Consider the following 23,783-nt stretch of genomic DNA (forward strand, 5'->3'; position numbering starts at 1 on the left):
GTTGTGGCGCGGAGGTCCCGCCTCGCGCATTAGATGTCACGGGTCAAGCGCAGGTCGTTGAACTTGCGGCGTTCGATAAGCGCATTGACCTTGCCGTGTTCGTCGCGGCGGAAGATCAGCAAGTTGCGCTCGTCGTCGCTGCCCATGAACACGTCCTTGGCGATGGGCTCCAGCACGTTCGCTGCTCCGCCAGGCTTCGTCACATAACTGAGTACACCGTGCGCGTTGCTCACCGTCCAGGCCCGGCCGGGCGCGTAGCGGTAGGTGCCGCTGTAGTCGTCCGGCACCACACCGGCGACGGCGAGCTTTGGCGGCGGGGTGGGCAGCGTCACGTCTTCGTAACCGGCGAGTTTCCACGCGCCCGCCTGCTTCACGAACGTAAGCAGCGACTGGTAACGCACGACGAAGTGCTGGCCAAACACGGTTTCGCGCTCGTATTCCTCTGTTTGCAGGATCGCCGTGTCGCCGTACTGCTGCACGTGAGCATCACGTAGTTCGATGCTGCCTGACAGGCCGGGCGGGAACGGATGGAGCGACGCCACTGTGTCGGCCTTGTGTGCAATACGCCCAAACTCATCGACGATGACGGCATCGTCGGTAAGCGCGCGCTCCCAAACTGCCTTGTCCCCGGTCGGAATCGCGTCGACCAGCGCTTGCGTCATCTGCAGCAGTTCATCGCGCAAGGGTTTCGGCGCTTCGGCAGCTTGTGCTGACAAGGCCGAGATCAACGCAACAGAGAAGGTGAAAAGGAACCCGAGCGATCGCATAGGCATGACGACTCCCCTCTAGGATGGCGCAAAGCATACGCCGGCCACGAAACCCGGGACCCGTGCGTGAAGTCACTACAAGTAAGGCTCCCGCGTGGTCGTGGAATCCCAGCATTTGGCCCGGATCGACGTTGCAGCCACCAGGCATTCCGAGCAAGCTGGAGAAGCCCGATGTCGATCCGACAGCTTCCGTCCAAGCGGTCACTGCGGTTTTACGACGAAAAAGCGTTCAATCCGGCACAGAAGGTTGGCATGAACACCCGAGCTGACGCCCCGGTTTTGGAAAGTACGATCACCTGCCCGATGTGCGGCCAGCAGGCGACGGAAGCGATGCCGACGAACGCGTGCATCTTCTTCTATGACTGCGCCGGCTGCGGTGCCTGCTTGCGCCCAAAGCCGGGCGACTGTTGCGTGTTCTGTTCCTATGGCACGGTGCCATGCCCTCCGGTCCAGCAGCAAAAGTCCTGTTGCAGCGAACACTGATCTGTTCTGGGCGGCGAGCGAGCGCCGAATAGGAGCAACGAATGAAACGGATGAGGTTGTCTTGGTTACTACTCCTTTTCTGTCCGCCGGGACTGTCGGCGGCGGCGCTTGGGGACAGCAAGGTTGTTGAGACGAAGCACAAATTCGCTCCCGTTACGTTTTCAATAGGTTGTGGTGCGAGCACTCGGAACGAAGATAGGCGAGATTTGAAGCGCTCGGATCGTGCTGTGGGCTATTTTCAGCAGATCGAGTGCATTGATGCTGGAAAGCAGGTTGAGGGTGCGAAGGTCGTCGCGGTGGTCATCGGCGAGAACGAGATGGCCGGTCTGTTCGAGGTCATCCTCAAGCTCGTCCCGGAAAGCGCTGTGAAGCTTGCGAAACTTACGGGTCAGGGGAATCCGCAGCGAATCGTGCTGTCGGTAAACGGGCTAGCCGTCGTGGCGAGCATTAACCAAACGCCTTTTCGCGGTGACAAATATTGGATAACCGCAAATACGCTGGACGAAGCGCGTAGGACTGCGGATTTGTTCGACGAATAGGAGTTTGGAAGGCCTGTTTCCGACCAAGAGCGGACTTTTCCCTCCCTGAACCTACCAGGCTCGATGAAGCCAAAACGCGCCCACACCTCTAGCGCTTTCCGCCACCGGTGGTGTTAAGTTGCGCGACTATTCACTCGCTCGTCGGAGCCCTTCATGTCCCTTGTTCGTCCTACCGGTTCGCCGGTTGCTATGCGTCGTAGGTTTTCGCGGCTGGCCTTGGCTTTAGCGACGGCGCTCGCGGCCGGTACGGTGGGTGCGCAGCAGGCGCGGACGGACGAGGTGCCGCCGCCGCAGGACACGCCGTATGTAGGCACCGTGGCCATTCACGTCGATGCCAGCGACACGGCCCAGGGCATCTTCAGGGTCCATGAAACGATTCCGGTGAAGCCGGGTGCGTTGACGCTGCTGTATCCGCAGTGGATTCCCGGCGACCACTCGCCGACTGGCCCCGTCGCCATGCTCGCCGGTCTCACACTCACCGCCAACGGCAAGCCGTTGGCGTGGAAGCGCGACAAGTACAACGTGTACGCGTTCCATCTCGACGTGCCCGCCGGTGTCTCCTCGATCGATGCGGTATTCCAGTACCTGTCCGGCCGCACCGAGAGCGAAGGCTTCGACATCACCGACCGGATGATGGACATGGAATGGAGCAAGGTGGCGCTGTATCCGGCCGGCTACTACTCGCGCGGCATCACCTTCGCGCCCAGCGTGAAGCTGCCGCATGGCTGGCAGCTAGGCACGGCGCTGGAGACGGCCTCGCGCTCGGGCGACACTGTCACCTTCAAGCCGGTGACGTTCAACAACCTGGTCGATTCGCCGATCTATGCGGGCCAGTACTTCAAGCGCGTCGAGCTCAACCCGGGCGGTGATGCGCCGGTTTACCTGGACCTCGTCGCCGATGCGCCGAAGTACCTGGAGATGACGCCCGAGCAGTTGAAGGTGCACCGCGCGCTGGTGACGCAAGCGGTGAGCCTGTTCGGCTCGCACCACTACGACCACTACGACTTCCTGTTCTCGCTGTCGGATCAGATGGGCGGCAACGGCACCGAGCACCACCAGTCGAGCGAGGATGGCCTGGGTAGCGACTACTTCACCGGCTGGAACGACGCCGCGCCCGAGCGCGACCTGTTGGCGCACGAGTACGCGCATTCGTGGAACGGCAAGTTCCGCCGCCCGGCCGACCTATGGACGCCGAACTTCAACGTGCCGATGGGCGATTCGCTGCTATGGGTGTATGAGGGGCAGACGCAGTACTGGGGATTCGTGCTGACCGCACGTTCCGGCATGTGGTCGCCGCAGCAGTTCCGCGATGGCTTGGCCATGGTCGCGGCCAACTACGAGCGCAACCGCGAAGGCTTCAAGTGGCGCACGCTCGAAGACACCACCAACGACGCCACCATCGCCCGTCGCTCCAGTCTGCCGTACCGCAGCTGGCAGATGAGTGAGGACTACTACAGCGGCGGCCAGATGATGTGGCTGGAGGTGGACGCGAAGCTGCGCGCCCTGACGCAGGACCGCAAATCGCTGGACGATTTCGCGCGCGCGTTCTTCGGCGTCGACAACGGCAGCTACGTGACCAAGACCTATACCTTTGACGACGTGGTGGCGACGCTGAATGGCGTGGCCGTATACGACTGGGCGAGTTTCCTGCGTGCGCGCGTTGACACGCTCAATCCGCCGCTGCAGAACGGCCTCGCGGCTACTGGCTGGAAGCTGGTCTACACCGACAAGGAAAGCGAGTACGAGAAGCAGTACAACAGTCGCTCGGAACCGTCGCGCCACCTGTACAACTTCGCCTGGTCGATCGGCCTGACCATGAACGACAAGGCCGAAGTCAACGACGTGCGCTGGAACGGACCGGCGTTCAAGGCCGGCGTCAGCACCGGCGCCACCCTGGTCGCGGTGAACGGCGAGACCTATTCGAGCGATGTGCTGAAGAGTGCGATCGTGGCAGCGAAGGACAACAAGGCGCCGATCCAACTGTTGCTGAAGTACCAGGGCGGTTTCCGCACGGTGTCGGTGGACTACCACGGCGGACTGCAATACCCGCACCTGGTGCGCATCGAAGGCACGCCCGATTACCTGAGCGAGATCATCGCGCCGCGCAAGTAAGTGCAGGGGTCGACGGCAGAGCAGGGCGCGGGCAGGGATGGCATGCGCGCTGCCCTGCGTGTTCTCGCGAGTCGGATCGGCAATGCGCCAGGGCCTCGGCGGCTCTGGCGCACTGCGGCACCCGCTAGAACTTGTACGAGATCATCAAGCGGTTATAGGTGAACGACTCGTTGCCCGGATTCAGATTGCCGCTACCGCCGGTGGAGCGCTCCCAGCGATTGCGCAGGGTCAGGCCCTTCAGCACGCTGTCCATGTTGTAGACGATGTCGAAGTAGATGTTGTGGCTGTTGCCGCGCAGGTCAGTGTTGTACTGCGCGTAGGACGTGACCAGTTGCAGCTTGTTGTCGAAGAAGTTGTAAGAGGCCTTGGCCTTCCAGGCATGGCCGGGTCCGGTTTCGACCAGGCCGCGGATCATTGACGTCGTGAACAGCGGATCCGTGGCGTAGTTCGTGGTGTAGGGGGAGATCAGGGCGCCGCCGCCGACGGCCCCCGACTGCTGGTCGAGCTTGTTGTAGGCCACATCGACCCGCCCGTTGAAGATCGACGTGCCGATGTCCGCACCCCACGCTTCACTGCGCACGCGCGTGCCCGCCAGGCCAAACAATTTCGTGTGGGTGTCGACCAGGGTGTTGTCGTCGCCGCCGGTCTCGTTGACGTACTGCAGCGAAAGGAACGGATTGAAGTGCGTGCCGGTCTTCAGCGTGTACGTGCCTTCCAGGTAGCCCATGTGCGCGAAATTAAGGAAGTCGTAGTACCAGGCCTGCGCTTTCACACTGTCATTGGCGTAAGTCGTGCCCCCTGCCCAAGCGCCATCGGCACGCGGTGCGGTTGCCGGCAACGATCCGTTGTTGCCGAACATCGAGTCGCCATCGAAGGTGGAGGGGTAATAGAGGTTGTTGTAATTCATGCCGGTGGAGGTGCGGCTCTTCCAGCTGTAGGTGCGGATGGCATAGAGGTTCCAGCCCTTCAGTGGAGTGATGTCGATCAGGGCTGCGTTGTACGACGCGGGAAGTACCCGCGAGTCGCTCTTACCCATCCATGGCGTGTCGAGATACTGGTAGCCGCCACGCACCAGGAGCCAATCATCCTTGAATTGCGCGTAGGCCTGGCTAAAGGCACCAACGGAATTGTTGGGCCCCATGAGCGAGGTATCGATCTTCGCCAGCGTGTCCGACTGAGTGCCCAGTGAGTTGGCGGTAACGAACGATCCACCGAAGCTGAAGCCGCCGAGAAAGGCGCCGGTGTTTGCGTTGATCAGTGCTGCCAGCGAAAACGCACTCGCATTGGGTGTGTTCGGTGTGTCGTACAGGCGATCGAAGTTGTACATGCGAAGCTCGCCATCGGCGTGGCCGTTGGCGAAGATGTCGTTCGAGTCTTGGTTGTCGGCATGGGTGACGGTGGTAAAGACGCCCAAGAATACACATGCCACTGCGGCGGCCAGCTTCTGTCGCATACGATCTCTCCCCAGAGTCACCATGCCCATGGCGTACCCGCCATTCGGATTTCGCGTATTTCACCAAAATCCCACGCCCCCGTTGCGCAGATTGTAACCAAATTGCAATAAATGGCGACGTTGCTGGAAACCTGCCCCGCCATCGCGTGCAATGCTCATGAGGCCGCTGCCCCAGCTGTACGCTCATACATCGACAAGGCTTACGGACGGCTAGTCAAAGCGGACATCATCAACCTGGCATGAAAGGTCTCTGCCAAGAGGTACCTACGCTATGCACTACTCAAGACTCTGCGCTGTGCTGATCGACTGCCATTCCCCGGACCTTGATCAGGCCGCCAGCTTTTGGGCCGAGGCTTTGGGCCGCCCCATCGATCCGGATCATCCAGGCACCCGCGGCAACTACCGCATGCTGGAGACCCCGCCCGACGAACCCATCGTGCAGATTCAACGCGTCAGCCACGAGAGCAGGGTTCACATCGACATTGAAACCGACGACATTCCCGCTGAAGTGCTCCGCCTGGAAAAGCTAGGCGCCAGCGTGGCCAGTCGGCTGGAGCGTTGGGTGGTCATGCAGGCGCCGACGGGGCAACGATTCTGTGTCGTACGTGTGCAGCGGCCGGGTTTCCCGAAGAACGCCAACCGCTGGGCCTAAGGCACTTGATGAAGGGGGAGTCGAGCGATTTCTGAAGCCGGCGGAATCGGTGTGCCTGTTTTGCGCCCCCTCGATTGGGTGCATGATGAAACCCCGGGGTCGATGGGCCGGGCACGTTGTCCGCTGCGTCGACCCATGCGGCCATCCTTTGGCCATAGCCAGATCCCTATGCGAAAGATCGAACGAGGTTTTCCTCAAGCCGGTGCCGTTTTGCCAAAGCGGGTACGCGTCGGCAACGCCTGCCGGTTACTGCCCAACCGGGTCGTCGCGCGCGCCCCTCTCCACGGCGTCATGGTTTGAACCGCGTGTGGCCCGTTCCGCAGATCGAAGTGCTCTCGGAAGAAGCCCTGCTGCTGCGTTTTGGCGAGAGCATCGAGTCGTCCGTCAATGCGCGCGTGCATGCGGCGGCGGCACGCTTACGCGAGCAGCTTCCCGGAGTTGAGTGCGTGCCGGCTTATGCGAGCCTGTTGCTGCGCTTCGATCCGGCGCAGTGGGGCGACAGCGACCCGACGACGTCACACCAGCATGTAAGCGAGCGCGTGATGGCGGCGTTGCGGGAACTTCCGGATCGTGCGGACCACGCGCGCGAGGTCAATATTCCCGTGTTGTACGGCGGGGAGGTGGGTCCGGATCTGGCGACGGTCGCAGCCCATGTGGGGCTTTCTTGCGGCGAGGTGATTGCCCGACACAGCGCTGCGGCTTATCGCGTCGCCATGCTTGGCTTCGCTCCCGGTTTTCCTTATCTGCTCGGCCTTGACCCCGCGTTGGCGATGCCGCGCCGAGCCGATCCGCGTCTCAGCGTGCCAGCCGGCAGTGTGGCCATCGGCGGCAGCCAGACCGGTATTTATCCACAGGCCTTGCCCGGCGGCTGGCAACTGATCGGTCGCACGCCGCTGGGCCTGTTCGATATTCAGGCGACATCGCCGTCGCTGTTGCAGCCGGGAGATAGAGTGCGCTTTCGAGTCATCGACGAAGACGAATACCAGCGGCTCGCTGCAAGGGCGAGCCGGTGAGCGTGATCGTGATGAAGCCCGGCCTGTTGACCAGTCTGCAGGATGGCGGACGCCTCGGTTATGCGGCGCTGGGTGTGGGGCGCGCCGGCGCGATGGACTGGCCTGCATGGCGGTTGGCGAATGCTCTCGTCGATAATACGAAAGGCGAAGCCGCCCTTGAGTTCACCTTGACCGGTCCGACCCTGCGCTTCGAGCAGCCGACCGTGATCGCGCTGACCGGCGCGCCGGTGGACGCGCGCGTGGGCGACCAGACCCTTCCGGGCTGGACGCGTTGTGTATTGCCTGCCGGCAGCGTGCTGCAGCTGGGCGGCATGCGGCACGGGTGCCGCGGCTATCTGGCGATTCGAGGTGGGTTCGCGACGGCGGCAGTGCTTGGTAGCCAGAGCACGGACTTGAATGCGCGCATCGGCCCCTTTGACGGACGCTCGCTGCAAAGCGGCGACCGGCTTGAACCAGGTGCGGGCGATCCGTGGCCGCCGCTTCCATCGGCCAAGACGTTGCAGGTGATGCGCTGGGGCCTCGATCCGCAGCCCTGGTTCGACTACGGCCGGACACCGTTGGCGCTGTGGCGCGGCCACCACTTCGACCAGCTCGACGACACGTCGCAACAGGCGCTGTTCAAGGCGACCTTCGCCCTCAGCAAGGACAGCAATCGGGTCGCCAGCCGCCTGGACGGCCAGCGCTTGAACTTGCGCCGGCCGCTGGAGCTGATTTCAGAGGCGAGCGTGCCGGGCACCCTGCAGCTGCCGCCCTCCGGCCAGCCGATTCTGTTGCAGGCGGAGGCACCGGTCACCGGGGGGTATCCTCGTATCGGCCAGCTGGCGGCGGTGGACCTGTCGCGGCTCGCGCAGCGGCGGCCCGGCGATACCGTATGCTTTCGGGAGACCACACTGGACGAGGCTGCTCAGCGCCTGGCCGCGCGCCGGCAACGGCTGCAGCGCCTCCTCGACCACATCGAACGACGGTTGGAATCCGCATGACGCCAGACGTACTCAAGACCATCGACCTCAACAGCGACCTGGGGGAATCCTTCGGTGCATGGCGGATGGGCGACGACGCCGCACTGCTCGCGGTGGTCAGTTCGGCCAATATCGCCTGCGGCTTTCATGCCGGCGATCCGGACATCATGCGCCACACGGTGTCCCTGGCAGCGCAGCACGGCGTAGCCATCGGTGCCCACGTCTCACTGCCCGACCTGCAGGGGTTTGGCCGCCGCGAGATGGCGGTGACGCCGAACGAAGCCTATGCCATGACGCTGTATCAGATCGGCGCGTTGCATGGTTTCGCGCGGGCCGCGGGCACCCGCTTGCGTCACGTGAAGCCGCACGGCGCGCTGTACAACATGGCCGCGCGCGACGCCAAGCTGGCCGACGCCATCGCGCAGGCGACGCGCGATTTCGACCCATCCCTGTGCCTGTTCGGCCTGGCGGGTTCGGCCCTGCTCGGAGCCGGCCTTGAGGCGGGGCTGTCGGTGGCCGCCGAAGCGTTTGCCGACCGCAGCTATCGTGCCGATGGCTCGTTGCAACCGCGCCGCGAACCCGGTGCGGTGATTACCGAGAGCGACCAGGCCATCGCCCAGGCCATGGCGATCGCACGCGAAGGCAGCGTGCGTGCCATCGACGGCCAGATCATCACGCTGCAGGCCGATACCCTGTGCGTACATGGCGATGGTGCACATGCCGTGGCCTTCGCCCGCAGTCTGCATGCGGCGCTGGAAGCTGCCGGCATGATCGTCGCCGCGCCGTATGTCGCAGGCGTTGGCGCATGAATTATTGGCCATTGCTCGGCGTTGCCGTGATCGTGGTCGGCTTCGCCTTGCGCTTCAATCCGGTGCCGGTCGTGGTGTGCGCCGCCCTGGTCAGTGGCCTGCTGGCCGGGTTGCACGTTCCCGATCTGCTCGCGCTGCTCGGCAAGAGCTTCGTCTCAAGCCGCATGCTGATGTTGTTCGTGCTGACCCTGCCGGCGATAGGCCTGCTGGAGCATGCAGGCTTACGTGAACATGCCCAGCGCTGGATGGGGCGACTTCGCGGACTGACCCTGGCGCGATTGCTCATCGGCTATCTGCTGGTGCGGGAGCTATTGGCGATGCTCGGCCTAACCGGCGTCGCGGGCGCCGCGCAGACCGTGCGCCCCTTGCTGGCGCCGATGGGCGAAGGCGCCGTGGAAAAAATCCTGCCTGTCGTGACCGACGCCGACCGCGACGAGTTGCGCGCGGTGGCCGCCGCTACGGACAACATCGGGCGCTTCTTCGGTGAAGATGTCTTCATCGCCTTGGGAGCGGTGCTGTTGATCCAGGGCTTCTACGCGCAACACGGTATCGAATTGACGCCGCTGTCGATCGCGTTGTGGGCCTTGCCCACGGCCATCGCAGCCTTCGTGATCCAGTCCGTTCGCGTGTGGCTGTACCAGCGCCGACTGCAACGTCGCGCGGCCCGCATGCGCGCCGAACAGGCGGCCTGAGCATGTTGCGCATCGAATACGCCTATTGGCTGATCGCGGCCTTCCTCATCTACACCGGCGCGCGCAACCTGCGGGAACGACACGGCTGGCGCGCGGCTTTCTGGCTGCTGCTGGGCGCGCTGTTCGGTGGTGGCGACTATGTGCTCGGCCAGCAGGCGCTGGGTAACCTGCTGCCGGCACAGATCGCGGGCGCCACCGTGATCGCGCTGGCCATGCTTGCACCACGGCTGCATCGACATGCGCACGCGGACAGCGGTCATACGGAATGGCGCCTTCAATCCGCGATACGTCTGGGCCACAAGTTGTTTGTGCCCGCGCTGTTGATTCCGCTGGTGACCCTGCTGGTAGCGCTGTTTGGCGCGTATCTGTCGATCGCCGGCCACGCCGTGTTCGCCAAGCCGCAGATGACCTTGACCGGGCTGGCGCTGGCTTGCGTGGTGGCCCTGTTCGCCGCGGCGAGGGTGGCGCGCACGCCCGTGCGCCATGGCATAGCGGAAGGCCGTCGCCTGCTCGACGCCATCGGCTGGGCGGCCTTGCTGCCGCTGCTGTTGGCGGCCCTGGGCGAGGTGTTCACGCAGAGCGGCGTGGGTGCCGCCATCGCTGCCCTCGCCAGCGACAACATTCCAACGGGAAGCGCCCTGGCGTGCCTGCTCGTGTTCGCGCTGGGCATGGTGTTGTTCACCGTGATCATGGGCAACGCGTTCGCGGCGTTCCCGGTGATGATGGCCGGCATCGGCTTGCCCCTGCTGATCCACCAGCACGGCGCAAACCCGGCGATCCTCGGTTCGATGGGCATGCTGTGCGGCTATTGCGGCACCTTGCTGACGCCGATGGCGGCCGACTACAACCTGGTGCCGGCCGCACTGCTGGAGTTGCGCAACCCCTATGGGGTCATTCGCGCACAGGTCTGGAGCGCCGTATCCATCTTTATCGTCACCTTCGCGATGATGTGGATGCTGGTATTCCGTTGATGGGATGGGACAGACGCTGATGAGCAAGACACCACGCATCCTGCTGACGGGCTTCACCCCGTTCGGTAACGACGTCATCAATCCATCGTGGGAAGCCGTGCGCCTGCTGCATGACGAGCGTATCGCCGATCACCGGGTGGTCGCCCATCTGTTGCCGACGGCGTTCGACGATTCACGCCGTGAGCTGGAGGCTGCCATGCGCGAGGTCGCGCCCAGCATCCTGATCGGCGTCGGTCTGGCAGGTGGTCGCAGTCGGTTGTCGATCGAGCGGGTGGCCATCAACGTGCAGGATGCGCGCTTGCCGGATAACACCGGCGCGCAACCGATCGACGAACCGGTGCTCGCGGGCGGACCGGCGGCGTACTTCAGCACGCTGCCGATCAAGGCTATGCTCGCCGCGCTGCAGGCCGAGGGTCTGCCGGTCGAGATCTCGAATACGGCCGGCACCTATGTCTGCAACCATATCGCTTATCTGATGCTGCACGAGGCGGCTCAGCGTAAGGGTATGCGCGCGGGCTTTATCCATATTCCTTATCTGCCGGAACAGGTCGTGCATCTGCCGCAGGCACCGAGTATGGCCAAGCAGGATGTCGTGCGCGCGCTGACCCTGGCCATGCGTGTCGCGGCCAGCCAGGTCATCGATGACAAGCTGGGCGCCGGCACGCTGGACTGACGATCGCGCTTCGGGGTGGGAGCGACTTCGGTCGCGACAAACACTTGCCTCGATCGCCGCTGTCGCGACTGAAGTCGCTCCCACCAACAAAGCGGGTCTTTCGAGGTCCCCATAGGTGGCGAGGTCGGGTCACAAAGCGGTGCGTCGGAGATGACGCGCTTTATCGTGCAGAGGACAAGCTCACCATACGAAAGGCACAAACCTTTTCACTCTCGCGGCGTACTCCACGTATTCAGGGAAAGCACGGCGCAGAATGTCTTCCTCGACATCGATCCGATAGAGGAAGGCCGGTAGCGTAAATACCGCCAACCATAGCAGCGCGATGACATTGCCAAGCGCTAGCCCAAAACCTACGAACATCAACCACCCGCCAAAATAGCCCGGATGGCGAACCACCCGATAAGGGCCTTTGATCACCAGCCGATGATCGCTCTGCACCGCCACATTGGCTGAAAAGAACTTCTTGAGCATCCACATGCCAGCGAATCGAATCGTGATCCCGGTGAACATCAGGGCCACGCCGATCAGTTTTAGCATCGGTGGGAAAGCTGCCGTGCCGATGGCGAGGAAATACAGTGCGATCGAGAGGAACAGAGCCACCAGATTGCTCGTGACCAGCAAAAGCATGGACCGACGATCGACATTCGAACCGCTGCGGTCCTTCGCCGTCCGAAGAAGCAGCCCCTCGGACATGAACCATGCGGCGAAAAGCAGAATGGCAAAGGATTCGATCTTCATGACTTTTCCCGTGGTCGGCGCATCGCGGTGTGGCGTGTTGAACAACGGAAGGCTCTTGCCCAAGGGTCAAGCGAAGACGCTATGCGGCAGTCGAAACACGAAACGCGTTACCGATGGATCCGACGTTGCCGTGAGCGTCCCGCCATGTGCCTTCGCTATTTCCGACGAGATGAACAAGCCCAATCCCAGGCCTGGCCTCGGTTCGGCGAACGTGCCGCGGGTGAACGGTTGGAACAGGCGGCCCAGGGTTTCAGGGGCAATCGGCGGGCACTCGTTTTCCACGGTGACTTCAAACGCGTGCGCGTCGCTCTCCACGGTGACCTTGACGGGTGCATCCGCACAGCCGTGCACGAGTGCGTTCGACAAGAGATTGCACAGGAGTTGCGCCACGCGCTGACGATCGCAGCAGACCGGATGTCGAAGCGAGGTTGCCAGCTCGATCGTTCGATCCGGATAGATACTGCGTACCTCGGCGACGACGTGTTCCAGGGTCATGGTGAGTTCGTCGCTGACTTCGGGCTCGAGGGCAATGCCTTCGCCGAGACGGCCTCGCGCAAAATCCAGGACATTGTGGGTGAGTTCGCCAATGCGCCTGCAGGTCGCCAGGATATGCCGCGTCAATCGTTGGTCGCGCTCGCTGTCGAGGGTCGAGCTGAGGTGCTCCGCGCACACGATGATCGATTGCACCGGGTTGCCCAGATCGTGCCCCAGTACCGCGACGAACTGCTCGCGCAGCTTGGCTGTCTCCTGCGCATCCATCAGCGCGGCCTCGGCCTTGTGGCGCCGCAGCTCCGCTTCGAACTGCGCGGCGATCAGCGCGGTGAAAAGCTCAAACGTCTTGAGAATCGTGGGGTCGTCCAGCTTGGCCGGGGCGGGATCGATGGCGCAGAGTGTTCCGAAAAAGGAGCCGTCGGAAAGAATGATGGGAATCGACACATAGCTTTCGAAGCCATACATCTTCGGCGTCGGGTGGCCTGAGAAGTAGGGGTGCTCGCTGGCGCGACCAAACACGACCGGTCGCTGGTGCTCGCGGATTTCGTTGCAGATGGTGGTGCCCAGATCCAGCTGGTCCCCCGGCTTCAGGCCGAAATCCATACGGTCGTAGACCGCGCACGCTGTCCAGGAGTGATCGGTGACCCGGGCCACCGCAGTGAAACCCATGCCCGTCGTGTGGGCCACCACCTCCAGTATCTTGGGTATCGCCTCCAGTCGCCCCATCAGCTCGACGACATGGTCGGCGTCTATGGACTCCATAACGTGCCCCCGGCGCTGCTTGGCCGAAGTCTAGCGCGTTGTCCGGGCGATGCCGATGCTACTTTCGATAGCTTCCCGCGTTGGGATTTGCGCTTTCACACAGGCGGCACAGACCTGCCTTTAGCTTGTGGCTCAGCCGGCCCCCGCGCGGGTCGGGCAGCAAGCGCGCAGGGGAGGACAGCCTCGTATCGACGGTCGTCCAGGCGGGCCGGGCGGCCATGCCATGACTCTGTTCGAGTGCGAGAAGAACACCTTGGCCGAGGAGGTTCGATTGCCCTGTTTCGCAACCCGAGTCCGCCGCTGTCTGGCACCAACGACGGTGTTGATGCTTTCGATCGCGTGCCTGGCCTGCAGCAATACGCAAAATGCTCCGGCAGGCGCGGGCCAGCCTTTGACCGTGCTGGTCACCACGGTCACCGCGTCGCCGACGCCCAATATCGTTGAGCTTCCGGGCCGCATCGAGGCGGTGCGAACGGCGGAAGTGCGTGCGCGCGTCGACGGCATCGTCGAACGCCGGCTATACCAGGAAGGGACGGACGTGCCGGCCGGGGCGCCGTTATTCCAGATCGACGCACGCGATTACCGCGCCCAGCTGCAGCAAGGCCAGGCCAGCTTGCAGCGCGCCGAGGCGGTGCAAGTGAACGCCGCCGCCGTCGTCGCGCGGTTCAAGCCGCTGGTCCAGCGGCAGGCGGTGAGCGCACAGGAATACGAGGAGGCCCTGGCCGCACTGCAGCAGGCACAGGCCAACGTGTCGGACGCCCACGCCCAGGTGGACCTGGCGCAATTGCGGCTCGACCGTTGCATCGTCACGGCGCCGATCGCCGGCCGCGTGGGGCGTGCGCAGGTCACCGAGGGCGCCCTGGTCAGCGGCGGCGCGGCCACCTTGCTCACTCAGGTCAATCAGCTGTCGCCGATCAGCGCCGTGTTCACCCAGTCCAATACCTCGCTGCTCGACTTCCAGCAACAGGTGCAGTCCGGTGCGCTCAAGGCGACCGACAAGAAGCACGTCGAGGTGCACCTGATTCTTGCGAACGGGCAGGACTACGGCGAGCGGGGGTTCCTGGATTTCACCGATCTGGTGGTCGATCCGTCCACCGGCACGCAGACCGTGCGCGCCCAGTTCGCCAACCCCGCGCGCACGCTGTTGCCGGGCCAGTTCGTGCGCGGACGCATCGTCACCGGAACACTCAAGTCGGGTATTCGCGTGCCCGAACGGGCTATCCAGATCGACAACGGCGCGGCCAGCGTGGCGATCGTTGCCGACGATGGGACGGTGGTGCGCCGAAACGTGGAACTGGGAGCGCAAGACGGGGGCGAGTGGATTATCAGCGATGGGCTGAAGACCGGTGAGCGCGTGATCGTCGATGGGTGGCACAAGGTCCAGCCAGGGCAGCGGGTGAACGCCCAGCCGTCACCGCCTTCCCCGCCATCCGCGCACTGAGCGGGCGCCGGCTATGAATCGCTTCTTCGTTTACCGCCCGGTCTTTGCCTGGGTCATTGCCTTGTTCGTGACCCTGTTCGGCCTCATCGCCATCATGCTGCTGCCGGTCGAGCAATATCCGGATGTCGCGCCACCATCGCTCACCGTGCAGGCCAGCTACAACGGCGCGGATGCGCAGACACTCGACCGCTCCGTCACGTCCATCATCGAAAACGAGATGAATGGCATCGAGAACTTTCTCTACATGTCCTCGACCAGCCGCTCCAATGGCACCGTCCAGATCACCGTCACGCTGCAACCAGGCACGGATCTGGACATCGCGCGCTCGCAGGTGCAGGACCGTCTGGGTCGGGTCGAGCCGCGGCTGCCGCAGGAGGTTCGCCAGCTCGGCATCACGGTCACCAAGTCCTCGTCCGGCTTCCTCATGTTGATTGCGCTGCAATCGACGGATGGCGCTAGCAATGCCGTGGAGATGGGCAACTTCGCCTCCAACAATATCGTCAACGAGTTGCGCCGCATTGGTGGCGTGGGCGATGTGCAACTGTTCGGCTCGTCCTACGCGATGCGGATCTGGCTCGATCAGAACAAGCTGGCGGGGCTCGGCCTGTCGGGCAGCGAAGTGATGACGGCGGTACGCGAACAAAACAGCCAGACCGCGGGTGGTGGACTGGGCGACCAACCGATCGCGACGGGCTCCGAATTCAATGCCCAGATCGTCACGCAAAGCCGTTTCACCACGCCCGAGCAATTTCGCCAGATCATCGTGCGCGCCAACCCGGATGGCTCGACCGTGCGGGTGGGCGACGTCGCCCGCGTGGAGCTGGGCAACGATAGCTACGGATTTCGGCTGGCGGTGAACGGCAAGGAGTCGGCCGGCATGGCCATCCAGCTCGCCAGTGGCGCCAACGCGCTGGCCGTGGCTACCCAGGTGCGCCGGCGCATGACCGAGTTGCAGCCGATCTTTCCGCGCGGCGTGGTCTGGGCCGTGCCGTTCGATACGACGCCCTTCATCACCACGTCCGTGCACGGCGTAGTGCGCACCATGATCGAGGCGCTGCTGCTGGTGACCGTCGTGGTGTTCCTGTTCCTGCAGAGCTGGCAGGCCACGCTGATTCCCACCCTGGTCGTTCCCATCGCCCTAATCGGCACCTGCTGTGGTCTTTATCTGTTCGGACTGTCGATCAATATCCTTTCGCTGTTCGGCATGGTCGTGGCCATCGGCATCCTCAACGACGATGCCATCGTGGTGGTCGAGAACGTGTCGCGCGTGATGCGCGAAGAGGGCCTCAATGCGCGCCAGGCGACCGTCAAGGCGATCGGGCAAATCTCCGGCGCCGTGATTGGCAGCACCCTGGTACTGATCGCGGTGTTTATTCCGATGGCGTTCTTTCCGGGTTCCACCGGCGGCATCTATCGGCAGTTCTCGGTCACCCTGACCGTGTCGATTTTTCTCTCGACCGTGCTTGCACTGACGCTTGGCGCTGCCTTGTGCGCGGCCCTGCTCAAGGGGGATGCGGAACCGCCGCCCGACACCGAGCCGGCCGCGAAGAGCGCAGCGGCGCGAATGCTGGAGCGGGTATTCAGCGCGTTCAACCGTGGCCTGGATACGGCGACGGTGAAGTATGCCCGCGCGGTCGACGCCATGCTGCGCGCACCCGTGCGTTGGCTGCTGGTGTTCGTCGTCGCGTGCGTGGTCACGGTGATCCTGTTCATGCGCTTGCCGGGAGGTTTCCTACCCACCGAGGACCAGGGCCATATCTTCGTCTCCTACACCGGCGCGCCCGGGTCCACCGTGGCGCGCACCCAGCAGGCGGTCGACCAGGTCGAGAGCTTCCTGCGCCGGCAGCCGCAGGTTCGCAACATCGCCACGGTGATGGGCTTCAGCTTCTTCGGCCAGGGCCAATCGGCGGCGCTCTCGTTCGTGGATTTGAAACCCTGGGGCGAGCGCCCCGGCACTGAGAACTCGGCGAGCGCCCTGGTCCAGCGCAGCAACGCGGCGTTCCGGCAAATCCCCGAGTCGATGATTTTTGCGCTGGACCCTCCCGCGATCCCATCGCTAGGCAACGCGACCGGCTTCACCATGAAGATCCAGGATCGCGGCGGGGCCGGCGGCGCCGCCTTACAACAGGCGGGCCTGCGCATCATGATGGAGGCCGCGCAGAGCCCGGTGCTGATGGGCGTGCGCGCGGAGGGCCTGCCGGCGGCGCCGCAACTCTATGTCGAGATCGATCGGGTGAAGGCGCGTGCGCTGGGGCTGCAGATCGGCCAGGTCAATCAGGCGCTGTCGCTGGCGTTCGGTTCCAACTACGTGAACGACTTTCTCTACGAAGGCAATGTGCTGCGTGTCTTTCTCCAGGCCGATGCAGCGCAGCGCATGCGGCCGGAGGACGTGAGCGCGCTGCGGCTGCGCAACGACCACAACGACATGGTGCCGTTCTCCGCGTTTACGCGTGTGCGCTGGATATCTGGACCGCAACAGCTCGAACGCTACAACGGCTTTCCCTCCGCCACCATTTCGGGTCAGGCCGCGGCCGGCCAGTCAAGCGGCGCGGCGATTGCCGAAATGGAGCGCATCGCCGGCCACGTGCTGACCGGCAACCTCAGCTACGAATGGACCGGCACCGCCTTCGAAGAGAAGCAGGCGAGCGGACAGATCGGCATGTTGCTGGGGCTTTCGCTGATCGTCGTGTTCCTGCTGCTGGCGGCGCTCTATGAAAGCTGGGCCATCCCGGTCTCGGTGCTGCTGATCATCCCGTTCGGTGTCATTGGCGCGGTGGTGCTGACGATGGCGCGCGGTATGTCGGCCGACGTGTATTTCAATATCGGCCTGGTCACCATCATTGGCCTTGCCGCCAAGAACGCGATCCTGATCGTCGAGTTTGCGATCAAGGAAGAGGCCGAGGGCAAGGACACCATCACGGCGGTGAAGAATGGCGCGCAGCAGCGCCTGCGCCCGATCCTGATGACGAGCATCACCTTCGTGCTCGGCATGATGCCGCTGGTGCTGGCGACGGGGGCGGGCGCGGCGAGCCGGCGTGCGGTCGGTACGGGCGTGATGGGCAGCATGCTCACGGCTACCTTCTTCGGCATCTTCTTCACGCCACTGTTCTACGTGGTGGCACGCCGCTGGCTGAGCCGGAAGAAAAGCTACAGCGAGGAGGACGATCTGGCAGCGCTACCGGCGCAGCGCCCCGGGCAGCGCGGAGATCCGGGCGATGCGTAGATGCCTCGTACTGGTGGCCGCGTGCAGCGTAGTTGCCGCCTGCAATCTCGCGCCGGCCTATCGCCAGCCGGATCTTCCGGTGGCCGAGCACTTCGACACCGCCGAAGCGCCGACACCAGAGGCCAGCCATCTCGCCACGGAGATCGCCTGGCCAGCCTTCTTTGGCGATCCCCAGCTCAGGTTTCTGATTGCCGCGGCGCTTGAGCACAACCTCGACCTGGCGGCGTCGGTGGCACGCATCGAGCAGGCCCGCGCGCTGTATCGCATCCGCCAGGCCGAGCGTCTGCCGCAGGTCAACGCCAGCGGCGGGGTGACCCGAACCCAGGCGCCGCTGGGTTCGTTCGATCCGGAATTTGCCGACAGCAACGCGACGGTGATCTTCAACCAGTACAACGTCCAGGCCGTGCTGACCTCGTTCGAGCTGGATTTCTGGGGCCGCGTCAAAAACCTGAGCGAAGCCGCGCGTCGCCGCTATCTGGCGACCGTGGAAGCGCAGCAAGCGTTCCGCCTGTCTTTGATCAGCAACGTCGCGGCCACCTACTACGCCATCCGCGCGGGCGAGGAGGGGATCGAGCTGGCCGAGCGCACGGTGAAAAGTCGCCAGTACGCACTGGACATCGCCAAGCTCCGCCTGGATGCCGGCGTGACCTCCAAAGTGGACTATGAGCAGGCGGCTATTCTCGTCACGCAGGCGCAGACGCAACTGGCGGAGCTGCACCGGTCGACCGGGCAACTGCGCAACCAGTTGACGATCCTGGTGGGCGGTCCGCTCACCGGCCCGCTGCCCGCCGGACGTTCGATCGAAGATCCTGGCCAGTTCGGCGAGCTGGATGCGGGGCTGCCCTCGGCGCTGCTCACGCATCGCCCCGACATCCTTCAGGCGGAGCAGCAGCTGCGGGCAGCGGACGCCGATATTGGCGCCGCGCGTGCCGATTTCTTCCCGCGCATCGCCTTGACCGGCAGTTACGGCTACGCCTCGTCCGAGTTGAGCGAGCTGTTCGATCGCGACAAGCAGTCGTGGTCGGTCGGCGGATTGATCAGCCTGCCCATTTTTGATGGTGGGCAACGCCGGGCGCAGCTCGGCCAGGCCCAGGCGAGACGGGACGAACTGGTGGCGACGTACCAGCGAGCCGTGCAAACCGCCTTCAGCGAAGTGTCGGACGCGCTGATTGGCCGGCAGCGCTACAAGGAGCAGATCGCCGCGCAGGAACAGGCCGTTGAGGCGCAACGGCGGCTCGCCGAAACAGCCGAGCTGCGCTACCAGAACGGTATCTCGATCTATCTCGAAGTGGTCGACGCGCGACGCAACCTGTTCTCGGCCGAGCAGCAGCTGATCCAGCTGCGCGCTACCGCTTTGCAGAATGGCGTCACCCTCTATGTCGCCCTGGGAGGCGGGTCGGAGGCACGGTAACCCAAGTTGGTCGCCCGTCATCGCGGCGGCTCTTGAGAGCCGCTGGGATGACGGCTTGTTGAGAGGACGGGCCATCACGGCGATTTGATGCGAATGGGCAATAAATCGAGCATCAGGGTGTGCACGCAGGGCGCCGCGCGGCGCAGCAAGTTCGACATCGGCCTGGGCATCACGTCCGGGGCGATCATCCACTCGAGGAGACCTCCCATGTTGGATTGGCCTGAATATCGCAACGAATTGATGGGTCGGATTGGCGAGATCGGCAAGCTGAGTCCGGGCACCCTGGCCGGCTACCAGACGCTTTCCAGTGCCGGCCAGAAGACCGGGCGTCTGGACGCGAAGACGCGTGAGCTCATCGCCCTGGCGGTCGCCGTCACCACGCGTTGCGATGGGTGTATCACCGTGCATACGGCCGAAGCGCTCAAACATGGCGCCACTCGGGAAGAAATTGCCGAAGCCTTGGGCGTAGCCGTGGCACTGAACGCCGGCGCGGCGCTGGTGTATTCGGCCCGCGTGATGGATGCCGCCGCTGCCTATAGCGCTGCCACGGCCGCATGAGTTCGGGCATGGACAGGCGGCACCGGAGCTAGCGAACCTGTCCAGTCCCTGGTCGATCTTGACGCCGTCAGCTCCCGCTCGCGACGCGTGCACTGCTGGCTGCACGCTGCAACAGCAGGTCGCGTTCACGCGTGTTGCGCGCGAGCGACGCGGCACGCTCGAACTCTGCGCGCGCTTCGGCATGACGGCCAAGTTTGCCGAGTAAGTCGCCGCGCACGCTGGGCAGCAGGTGATAGTGGCGCAGCAAGGGCTCGTCGCGCAGTTCATCCGCCATCGCCAGGCCTATAGCGGGCCCGAACGCCATGGCGTGTGCAACGGCTCGATTGAGTGCGACCACGGGTGATGGCAGGCGCTGGGCCAGCGTGTCGTACAACGAGGCGATGCGCGACCAGTCGGTCTCGTCGACCGAGCGTGCCCGCGCGTGACAGGCGGCAATGGCGGCTTGCAAGGTGTAGGGGCGTTCCGCGCCGCCCAAGTTTTCGGCGCGCGCCAGGGCATCGAGTCCTCGCCGGATCAGCAACTGGTCCCAGCGTCCGCGCTGCTGTTCGTTGAGCAGGATCGGCTCGCCGTTGGGTCCCGTGCGCGCTGCCGTGCGCGAGGCCTGGATTTCCATCAAGGCGAGCAGCCCATGCACTTCCGGCTCGGCTGGCGCCAGTCCGACCAGCACACGTCCCAGGCGCATCGCCTCCTCGCACAGGGCCGGGCGCATCCAGTCGTCACCCGCGGTGGCCGCATAGCCCTCGTTGAAGATCAGATAGACGACTTCGAGCACGGAGGCGAGCCGCACGCTCAGTTCGTCGCCGCGCGGCACCTCGAACGGTACTTTTGCCTCGCTAAGCGTGCGCTTGGCCCGCACGATGCGCTGCGCCACCGTGGGCTCGGGCACCAGATAAGCGCGCGCGATTTCCATAGTGGTGAGGCCGCCCAGCAGGCGCAAGGTCAGCGCCACCCGCGCTTCGGTAGACAGCACGGGATGACATGCCGTGAACACCAGGCTCAACAAATCGTCGCCAATGGGATCATCCAGCATGACATCGGGGTCCGCCATGGACTGCTCCAGTTGCGCCTCGAGCTCCTGCGTCAGCGCGTAGGCCTTGCGCTGATGCAAGGTGTGCCGACGCAACTGGTCGATGGCGCGGTGCTTGGCCGTCGTCATCAGCCAGGCCCCTGGATTGCGCGGTACGCCGCTGCTCGGCCATTGCTCCAGCGCAACGACCAGTGCGTCCTGTGCCAGTTCCTCGGCCGTACCCACATCGCGCACGATGCGGGCGAGGCCGGCAATCAGTCGTGGCGCCTCCATGCGCCAGACGGCGTCGATGGTGCGATGGATATCGGTGGTCGTCATGGCCACCGATCACAGCACCGCCGCATCGACAACGCAAGTTCGCGCGAATGCCCGAGGTGCTTAGGGAGGTGACATCACCATCCAGTGCACGCCGAAGCGGTCCTTCAGCATGCCGAAGCTGGACGAGAAGAAGGTCTTGGTCAGCGGCATCACGGTCTCGCCACCCTCGGAGAGCGCCCTGAAGCTGCGCTGTGCCTCGGCGTCGTCGGCCACGGTGAGCGAGAGCGAGAAACCCTGCATATTCGGCTTGCCGCTACAGTCGCCATCCGACGCCATGAACGCGGTATCGCCGACCTCGACATGGGCGTGCATGATCTTGTCGGCATGGGCGGGGTTGGCCGAGAGGGAACTCTGATGTTCCGGATTCTCCTTGAAGCGCTTCAGCTGCGACTTGGCGCCGATGGCCTTGCCGTAAAAGGCCAGCGCCTCCTCGCAGTATCCGTCGAAGAACAGATAGGGCTGTACGAGCATGATCTTCCTCCCGGTGGTATTCAGACGCGGTCGCCGATCTGTTCGCGCAACCGTGCCTCCTGTTCGCGCAGTTCCGGCGTGAATTCGGCGCCAAAATCCTCGGCTTCGAAGACCTGGCGGATCTCCACGTCCGACTCGATGCCATCGAAGGGATTGGGCGCGCGCTTTAGCCATTCGATCGCTTCTTCCAGCGAGGCGACCTGGATGAGCCAGAAACCGGCAATCAGCTCCTTGGTTTCGGCGAACGGTCCATCGATGACCGTACGCTGGTCGCCCGCGTAGCGGACGCGTACGCCGCGCGCACTCGGATGCAGACCTTCCGCGGCCAACAGCACGCCAGCCTTCACCAGTTCCTCGTTGAAGCGGCCCATGTCAGCCAGCAGGCGTTCGCTCGGCATCTCACCGGCTTCAGAGCTCCTGGTCGCACGCACCATCACCATGAATCGCATCGTCGTCTCTCCATTGGCTTGCAAAAGCGAGCCGCCAGGTGGCCTTGGGCCCGTCCTCGCGTGGCTCTCAACTCAGCGTCGAACGAAGAGAGCCGGAATCGACACGGCAACGCCACTTTTTCACGACGTCTTTGACGTCGACAGCACGGGCGAGGCTCGCCGCGAGCTGCGGAGCATGCGCCCGCCTACGTCAGCGGGTCGTGAGATGCGGGTCAACGGGCTGGCTTTAGCGCAGCGCCAACGCCAGCACGATGCCGATCCACAGGACCATGCCCAGCCAGTTGTTGTTGCGGAATGCCGTGAGACAGGCGTCCCGCTCGCGCGTGCGGATTTTCCACAACTGGTGGCCGAACTGGCCTGCCGCGGCGACCAGGCTCAGCCAGTACGGCCAGCCCAGCGAGGCGCGCTGGCCTACAAACAACATCGCCAGCAGAAACGTGGCCATCAGGATGCCGAGGATAGGCAGGTCGGCATCGCCGAACAGGATCGCGGTGGATTTGGCGCCCGCCTTGAGGTCGTCATCGCGATCGACCATCGCGTATTGCGTGTCGTAGATCACCGACCACAGGATGTTGGCGATAAACAGCAGCCAGCCCACCGGCGGCACCGCGTTGGACACCGCGGCAAACGCCATCGGTATCGACCAGCCGAACGCCGCACCCAGGACCACCTGCGGGAGGTGCGTGTAGCGCTTGGTGAACGGGTAGATGGCGGCCAATGCCGCACCGACAAAGGACAGCTTGATGGTCAGCGCGTTGGTGAACAGCACCAGCACGAACGACAACACCAACAGGCTCGCGAAAATGATCAACGCCTCACGCGGGGTGACCCGGCCCGAGGCAAGCGGCCGCCCAGCCGTGCGTGCCACCTGCGGATCGAGCTTGCGGTCGGCAAAATCGTTGATGGCGCAACCGGCGGCGCGCATGGCGAACACGCCCACGGTGAAGATCACCAGCAGTTTCACCGGCGGGAAATCCGACGCCGCCAGCCACAACGCCCACCAGGTCGGCCACAGCAACAAGAGTGCGCCGATCGGGCGGTCCATGCGGGTCAGCACCAGATAGTCGCGTGCCTTGGTGCGATAGGCCTCGGGCAACTTCTGCAGCAGCCAATCGAGCACCCGCGTGGCGCGCGTGGAGCTGTCCGCCGGGCGCGGCGGCGCGACGGTCTTCACCGGCGCGGCGGGCCGCGGCCGTGGGCCGGTCGACGGAGACGGGTTGCGCCGCTGGCGCTTGCGTGAGGAAGGAGCCATTGCCCCAGTTTAGCGTGGCCTGCCCGGAGTCGTGACGTGACGCAGCACCGGTTTGTCGGTCTTCGGCACACCGCTTTGTCGTCGGCTTGTCACACCCGGGCCTACACTCGATGCAACCCACGGACCGCAGCAGGTATCGCCATGCCCCAGATGCTCAGCCACATTGCCTTGATCGTCGCCGATCCCGCGCGCACCTCGCACTTGCTTACCGGGGTCTTCGAGGACGCCCGCATCACACGTGAGTTGGACGCCGACGACAGCCACCCCTCGATGACCGTGCGGCTGGCCGGCCTCGATTTCGAGCTGGTCCGCGGCGCCGGCCCGGCCGCGCGCAACGGCGACCATATCGCGTTCCAGGTGAGCAAGGCGGAGCAACTCGCCTGCGCGAAGCGGCTGACGGGACTGGCCCTGGATTTCGATATGGCGCGCGGGGACACGGCGCTGTACTTCAGCGATTACGACAACCATGTGTTTGAGTTGGATGTGGTCGAGGCGTCATAGGCCTCTTCGCGCACCCT

24 protein-coding genes are annotated in these 23,783 nt (G+C 64.2%); 15 read left to right on the forward strand and 9 right to left on the reverse strand.

All coding sequences use genetic code 11. From position 1 onward, the window contains the following. Positions 1 to 29 precede the first annotated feature (29 nt). On the reverse strand, positions 30 to 773 hold the full coding sequence (locus ACT01B_RS00855; protein ID WP_445145517.1) for a nuclear transport factor 2 family protein: 744 nt from the start codon (positions 771 to 773) through the stop codon (positions 30 to 32). 246 nt (positions 774 to 1,019) lie between these two features. On the opposite strand from ACT01B_RS00855, the gene ACT01B_RS00860 reads away from it, so the two are divergent. The 3 genes from ACT01B_RS00860 to ACT01B_RS00870 all read left to right on the forward strand — a co-directional run bounded on the left by ACT01B_RS00860 (position 1,020) and on the right by ACT01B_RS00870 (position 3,901). Beyond that, on the forward strand, positions 1,020 to 1,250 hold the full coding sequence (locus ACT01B_RS00860) for a GDCCVxC domain-containing (seleno)protein (protein WP_445147391.1): 231 nt from the start codon (positions 1,020 to 1,022) through the stop codon (positions 1,248 to 1,250). Between the two features lie 206 nt (positions 1,251 to 1,456). Continuing rightward, a complete protein-coding gene (locus tag ACT01B_RS00865; protein WP_445145518.1) occupies positions 1,457 to 1,789 on the forward strand; it encodes a hypothetical protein in 333 nt (110 codons plus the stop codon). A gap of 153 nt (positions 1,790 to 1,942) precedes the next feature. Beyond that, entirely contained in the window at positions 1,943 to 3,901 is a 1,959-nt protein-coding gene (locus ACT01B_RS00870; protein ID WP_445145519.1) for a M61 family metallopeptidase, read from the forward strand. Between the two features lie 124 nt (positions 3,902 to 4,025). Here the strand turns inward: ACT01B_RS00870 and ACT01B_RS00875 are convergent, their stop codons facing one another. Continuing rightward, positions 4,026 to 5,354, reverse strand: a complete 1,329-nt coding sequence (locus tag ACT01B_RS00875) for a hypothetical protein (protein ID WP_445145520.1) — start codon at positions 5,352 to 5,354, stop codon at positions 4,026 to 4,028. Between the two features lie 271 nt (positions 5,355 to 5,625). On the opposite strand from ACT01B_RS00875, the gene ACT01B_RS00880 reads away from it, so the two are divergent. From ACT01B_RS00880 to pcp, 7 genes are all read left to right on the forward strand, one after another. Beyond that, complete coding sequence (locus tag ACT01B_RS00880; RefSeq protein WP_445145521.1) at positions 5,626 to 6,006, forward strand: VOC family protein; 381 nt, start codon at positions 5,626 to 5,628, stop codon at positions 6,004 to 6,006. Between the two features lie 305 nt (positions 6,007 to 6,311). Further along, positions 6,312 to 7,019, forward strand: a complete 708-nt coding sequence (gene pxpB, locus ACT01B_RS00885; protein WP_445145522.1) for a 5-oxoprolinase subunit PxpB — start codon at positions 6,312 to 6,314, stop codon at positions 7,017 to 7,019. Continuing rightward, positions 7,016 to 7,999: a biotin-dependent carboxyltransferase family protein gene (locus ACT01B_RS00890; protein WP_445145523.1), complete on the forward strand. Its 984-nt coding sequence runs from the start codon at positions 7,016 to 7,018 to the stop codon at positions 7,997 to 7,999. Before pxpB ends, ACT01B_RS00890 begins: the two co-directional genes overlap by 4 nt. After that, positions 7,996 to 8,787 (forward strand): LamB/YcsF family protein, encoded by a 792-nt coding sequence (locus ACT01B_RS00895; RefSeq protein ID WP_445145524.1) that lies wholly within the window; start codon positions 7,996 to 7,998, stop codon positions 8,785 to 8,787. Before ACT01B_RS00890 ends, ACT01B_RS00895 begins: the two co-directional genes overlap by 4 nt. Beyond that, positions 8,784 to 9,479: a DUF969 domain-containing protein gene (locus ACT01B_RS00900; protein WP_445145525.1), complete on the forward strand. Its 696-nt coding sequence runs from the start codon at positions 8,784 to 8,786 to the stop codon at positions 9,477 to 9,479. The genes ACT01B_RS00895 and ACT01B_RS00900 overlap by 4 nt, the downstream gene beginning before the upstream one ends. Before the next feature lie 2 nt (positions 9,480 to 9,481). Then, entirely contained in the window at positions 9,482 to 10,450 is a 969-nt protein-coding gene (locus ACT01B_RS00905; RefSeq protein ID WP_445145526.1) for a 5-oxoproline transporter, DUF979 family subunit, read from the forward strand. A 19-nt stretch (positions 10,451 to 10,469) separates the two neighbouring features. Then, positions 10,470 to 11,123: a pyroglutamyl-peptidase I gene (pcp, locus tag ACT01B_RS00910; protein ID WP_445145527.1), complete on the forward strand. Its 654-nt coding sequence runs from the start codon at positions 10,470 to 10,472 to the stop codon at positions 11,121 to 11,123. Positions 11,124 to 11,303: 180 nt separating this feature from the next. Here pcp and ACT01B_RS00915 read toward each other — a convergent pair whose 3' ends face one another. Together ACT01B_RS00915 and ACT01B_RS00920 are read right to left on the reverse strand one after the other, a co-directional pair. Beyond that, positions 11,304 to 11,861, reverse strand: a complete 558-nt coding sequence (locus ACT01B_RS00915; RefSeq protein ID WP_445145528.1) for a methyltransferase family protein — start codon at positions 11,859 to 11,861, stop codon at positions 11,304 to 11,306. A gap of 66 nt (positions 11,862 to 11,927) precedes the next feature. Beyond that, positions 11,928 to 13,115, reverse strand: coding sequence for a GAF domain-containing sensor histidine kinase (locus ACT01B_RS00920; RefSeq protein WP_445145529.1), 1,188 nt, complete (start codon positions 13,113 to 13,115; stop codon positions 11,928 to 11,930). 325 nt (positions 13,116 to 13,440) lie between these two features. On the opposite strand from ACT01B_RS00920, the gene ACT01B_RS00925 reads away from it, so the two are divergent. From ACT01B_RS00925 to ACT01B_RS00935, 3 genes are read left to right on the forward strand one after another with little or no spacing between them, the layout of a single operon-like run. Further along, complete coding sequence (locus ACT01B_RS00925; RefSeq protein ID WP_445145530.1) at positions 13,441 to 14,556, forward strand: efflux RND transporter periplasmic adaptor subunit; 1,116 nt, start codon at positions 13,441 to 13,443, stop codon at positions 14,554 to 14,556. A gap of 13 nt (positions 14,557 to 14,569) precedes the next feature. Then, entirely contained in the window at positions 14,570 to 17,779 is a 3,210-nt protein-coding gene (locus ACT01B_RS00930; RefSeq protein ID WP_445145531.1) for a multidrug efflux RND transporter permease subunit, read from the forward strand. Next, entirely contained in the window at positions 17,772 to 19,190 is a 1,419-nt protein-coding gene (locus tag ACT01B_RS00935; RefSeq protein WP_445145532.1) for an efflux transporter outer membrane subunit, read from the forward strand. The genes ACT01B_RS00930 and ACT01B_RS00935 overlap by 8 nt, the downstream gene beginning before the upstream one ends. A 74-nt stretch (positions 19,191 to 19,264) precedes the next feature. On the opposite strand, the gene ACT01B_RS00940 is transcribed toward ACT01B_RS00935, so the two are convergent. Then, a complete protein-coding gene (locus tag ACT01B_RS00940; protein ID WP_445145533.1) occupies positions 19,265 to 19,399 on the reverse strand; it encodes a hypothetical protein in 135 nt (44 codons plus the stop codon). Here ACT01B_RS00940 and ACT01B_RS00945 point away from each other — a divergent pair. After that, positions 19,398 to 19,748, forward strand: a complete 351-nt coding sequence (locus tag ACT01B_RS00945) for a carboxymuconolactone decarboxylase family protein (protein WP_445145534.1) — start codon at positions 19,398 to 19,400, stop codon at positions 19,746 to 19,748. The two genes, ACT01B_RS00940 and ACT01B_RS00945, sit on opposite strands and share 2 nt — an antisense overlap. A gap of 67 nt (positions 19,749 to 19,815) precedes the next feature. On the opposite strand, the gene ACT01B_RS00950 is transcribed toward ACT01B_RS00945, so the two are convergent. From ACT01B_RS00950 to ubiA, 4 genes are all read right to left on the reverse strand, one after another. Beyond that, complete coding sequence (locus ACT01B_RS00950; RefSeq protein WP_445145535.1) at positions 19,816 to 21,093, reverse strand: RNA polymerase sigma factor; 1,278 nt, start codon at positions 21,091 to 21,093, stop codon at positions 19,816 to 19,818. A gap of 60 nt (positions 21,094 to 21,153) precedes the next feature. Further along, on the reverse strand, positions 21,154 to 21,564 hold the full coding sequence (locus ACT01B_RS00955) for a VOC family protein (RefSeq protein ID WP_445145536.1): 411 nt from the start codon (positions 21,562 to 21,564) through the stop codon (positions 21,154 to 21,156). Positions 21,565 to 21,584: 20 nt separating this feature from the next. Beyond that, positions 21,585 to 22,013, reverse strand: a complete 429-nt coding sequence (locus ACT01B_RS00960; protein WP_445145537.1) for a YciI family protein — start codon at positions 22,011 to 22,013, stop codon at positions 21,585 to 21,587. Between the two features lie 226 nt (positions 22,014 to 22,239). Then, entirely contained in the window at positions 22,240 to 23,133 is an 894-nt protein-coding gene (gene ubiA, locus ACT01B_RS00965; RefSeq protein ID WP_445147392.1) for a 4-hydroxybenzoate octaprenyltransferase, read from the reverse strand. A gap of 273 nt (positions 23,134 to 23,406) precedes the next feature. On the opposite strand from ubiA, the gene ACT01B_RS00970 reads away from it, so the two are divergent. Further along, positions 23,407 to 23,766: a hypothetical protein gene (locus ACT01B_RS00970; RefSeq protein ID WP_445145538.1), complete on the forward strand. Its 360-nt coding sequence runs from the start codon at positions 23,407 to 23,409 to the stop codon at positions 23,764 to 23,766. Positions 23,767 to 23,783: the final 17 nt, after the last annotated feature.

The organism is Dyella sp. Tek66A03, from assembly GCF_052567735.1.

Coding starts and splice junctions, on each gene's coding strand:
- ACT01B_RS00925 (WP_445145530.1), top strand. CDS start 13,441: ATGCTTTCGATCGCGTGCCTGGCCTGCAGCAATACGCAAAATGCTCCG.
- ACT01B_RS00895 (WP_445145524.1), top strand. CDS start 7,996: ATGACGCCAGACGTACTCAAGACCATCGACCTCAACAGCGACCTGGGG.
- ACT01B_RS00960 (WP_445145537.1), bottom strand. CDS start 22,013: ATGCGATTCATGGTGATGGTGCGTGCGACCAGGAGCTCTGAAGCCGGT.
- ACT01B_RS00945 (WP_445145534.1), top strand. CDS start 19,398: ATGTTGGATTGGCCTGAATATCGCAACGAATTGATGGGTCGGATTGGC.
- ACT01B_RS00930 (WP_445145531.1), top strand. CDS start 14,570: ATGAATCGCTTCTTCGTTTACCGCCCGGTCTTTGCCTGGGTCATTGCC.
- ACT01B_RS00905 (WP_445145526.1), top strand. CDS start 9,482: ATGTTGCGCATCGAATACGCCTATTGGCTGATCGCGGCCTTCCTCATC.
- ACT01B_RS00855 (WP_445145517.1), bottom strand. CDS start 773: ATGCCTATGCGATCGCTCGGGTTCCTTTTCACCTTCTCTGTTGCGTTG.
- ACT01B_RS00920 (WP_445145529.1), bottom strand. CDS start 13,115: ATGGAGTCCATAGACGCCGACCATGTCGTCGAGCTGATGGGGCGACTG.
- ACT01B_RS00880 (WP_445145521.1), top strand. CDS start 5,626: ATGCACTACTCAAGACTCTGCGCTGTGCTGATCGACTGCCATTCCCCG.
- ACT01B_RS00940 (WP_445145533.1), bottom strand. CDS start 19,399: ATGGGAGGTCTCCTCGAGTGGATGATCGCCCCGGACGTGATGCCCAGG.
- ACT01B_RS00950 (WP_445145535.1), bottom strand. CDS start 21,093: ATGACGACCACCGATATCCATCGCACCATCGACGCCGTCTGGCGCATG.
- ACT01B_RS00970 (WP_445145538.1), top strand. CDS start 23,407: ATGCCCCAGATGCTCAGCCACATTGCCTTGATCGTCGCCGATCCCGCG.
- ACT01B_RS00935 (WP_445145532.1), top strand. CDS start 17,772: ATGCGTAGATGCCTCGTACTGGTGGCCGCGTGCAGCGTAGTTGCCGCC.
- ACT01B_RS00860 (WP_445147391.1), top strand. CDS start 1,020: ATGAACACCCGAGCTGACGCCCCGGTTTTGGAAAGTACGATCACCTGC.
- pcp (WP_445145527.1), top strand. CDS start 10,470: ATGAGCAAGACACCACGCATCCTGCTGACGGGCTTCACCCCGTTCGGT.
- ACT01B_RS00870 (WP_445145519.1), top strand. CDS start 1,943: ATGTCCCTTGTTCGTCCTACCGGTTCGCCGGTTGCTATGCGTCGTAGG.
- ACT01B_RS00875 (WP_445145520.1), bottom strand. CDS start 5,354: ATGCGACAGAAGCTGGCCGCCGCAGTGGCATGTGTATTCTTGGGCGTC.
- ACT01B_RS00955 (WP_445145536.1), bottom strand. CDS start 21,564: ATGCTCGTACAGCCCTATCTGTTCTTCGACGGATACTGCGAGGAGGCG.
- ACT01B_RS00900 (WP_445145525.1), top strand. CDS start 8,784: ATGAATTATTGGCCATTGCTCGGCGTTGCCGTGATCGTGGTCGGCTTC.
- ACT01B_RS00915 (WP_445145528.1), bottom strand. CDS start 11,861: ATGAAGATCGAATCCTTTGCCATTCTGCTTTTCGCCGCATGGTTCATG.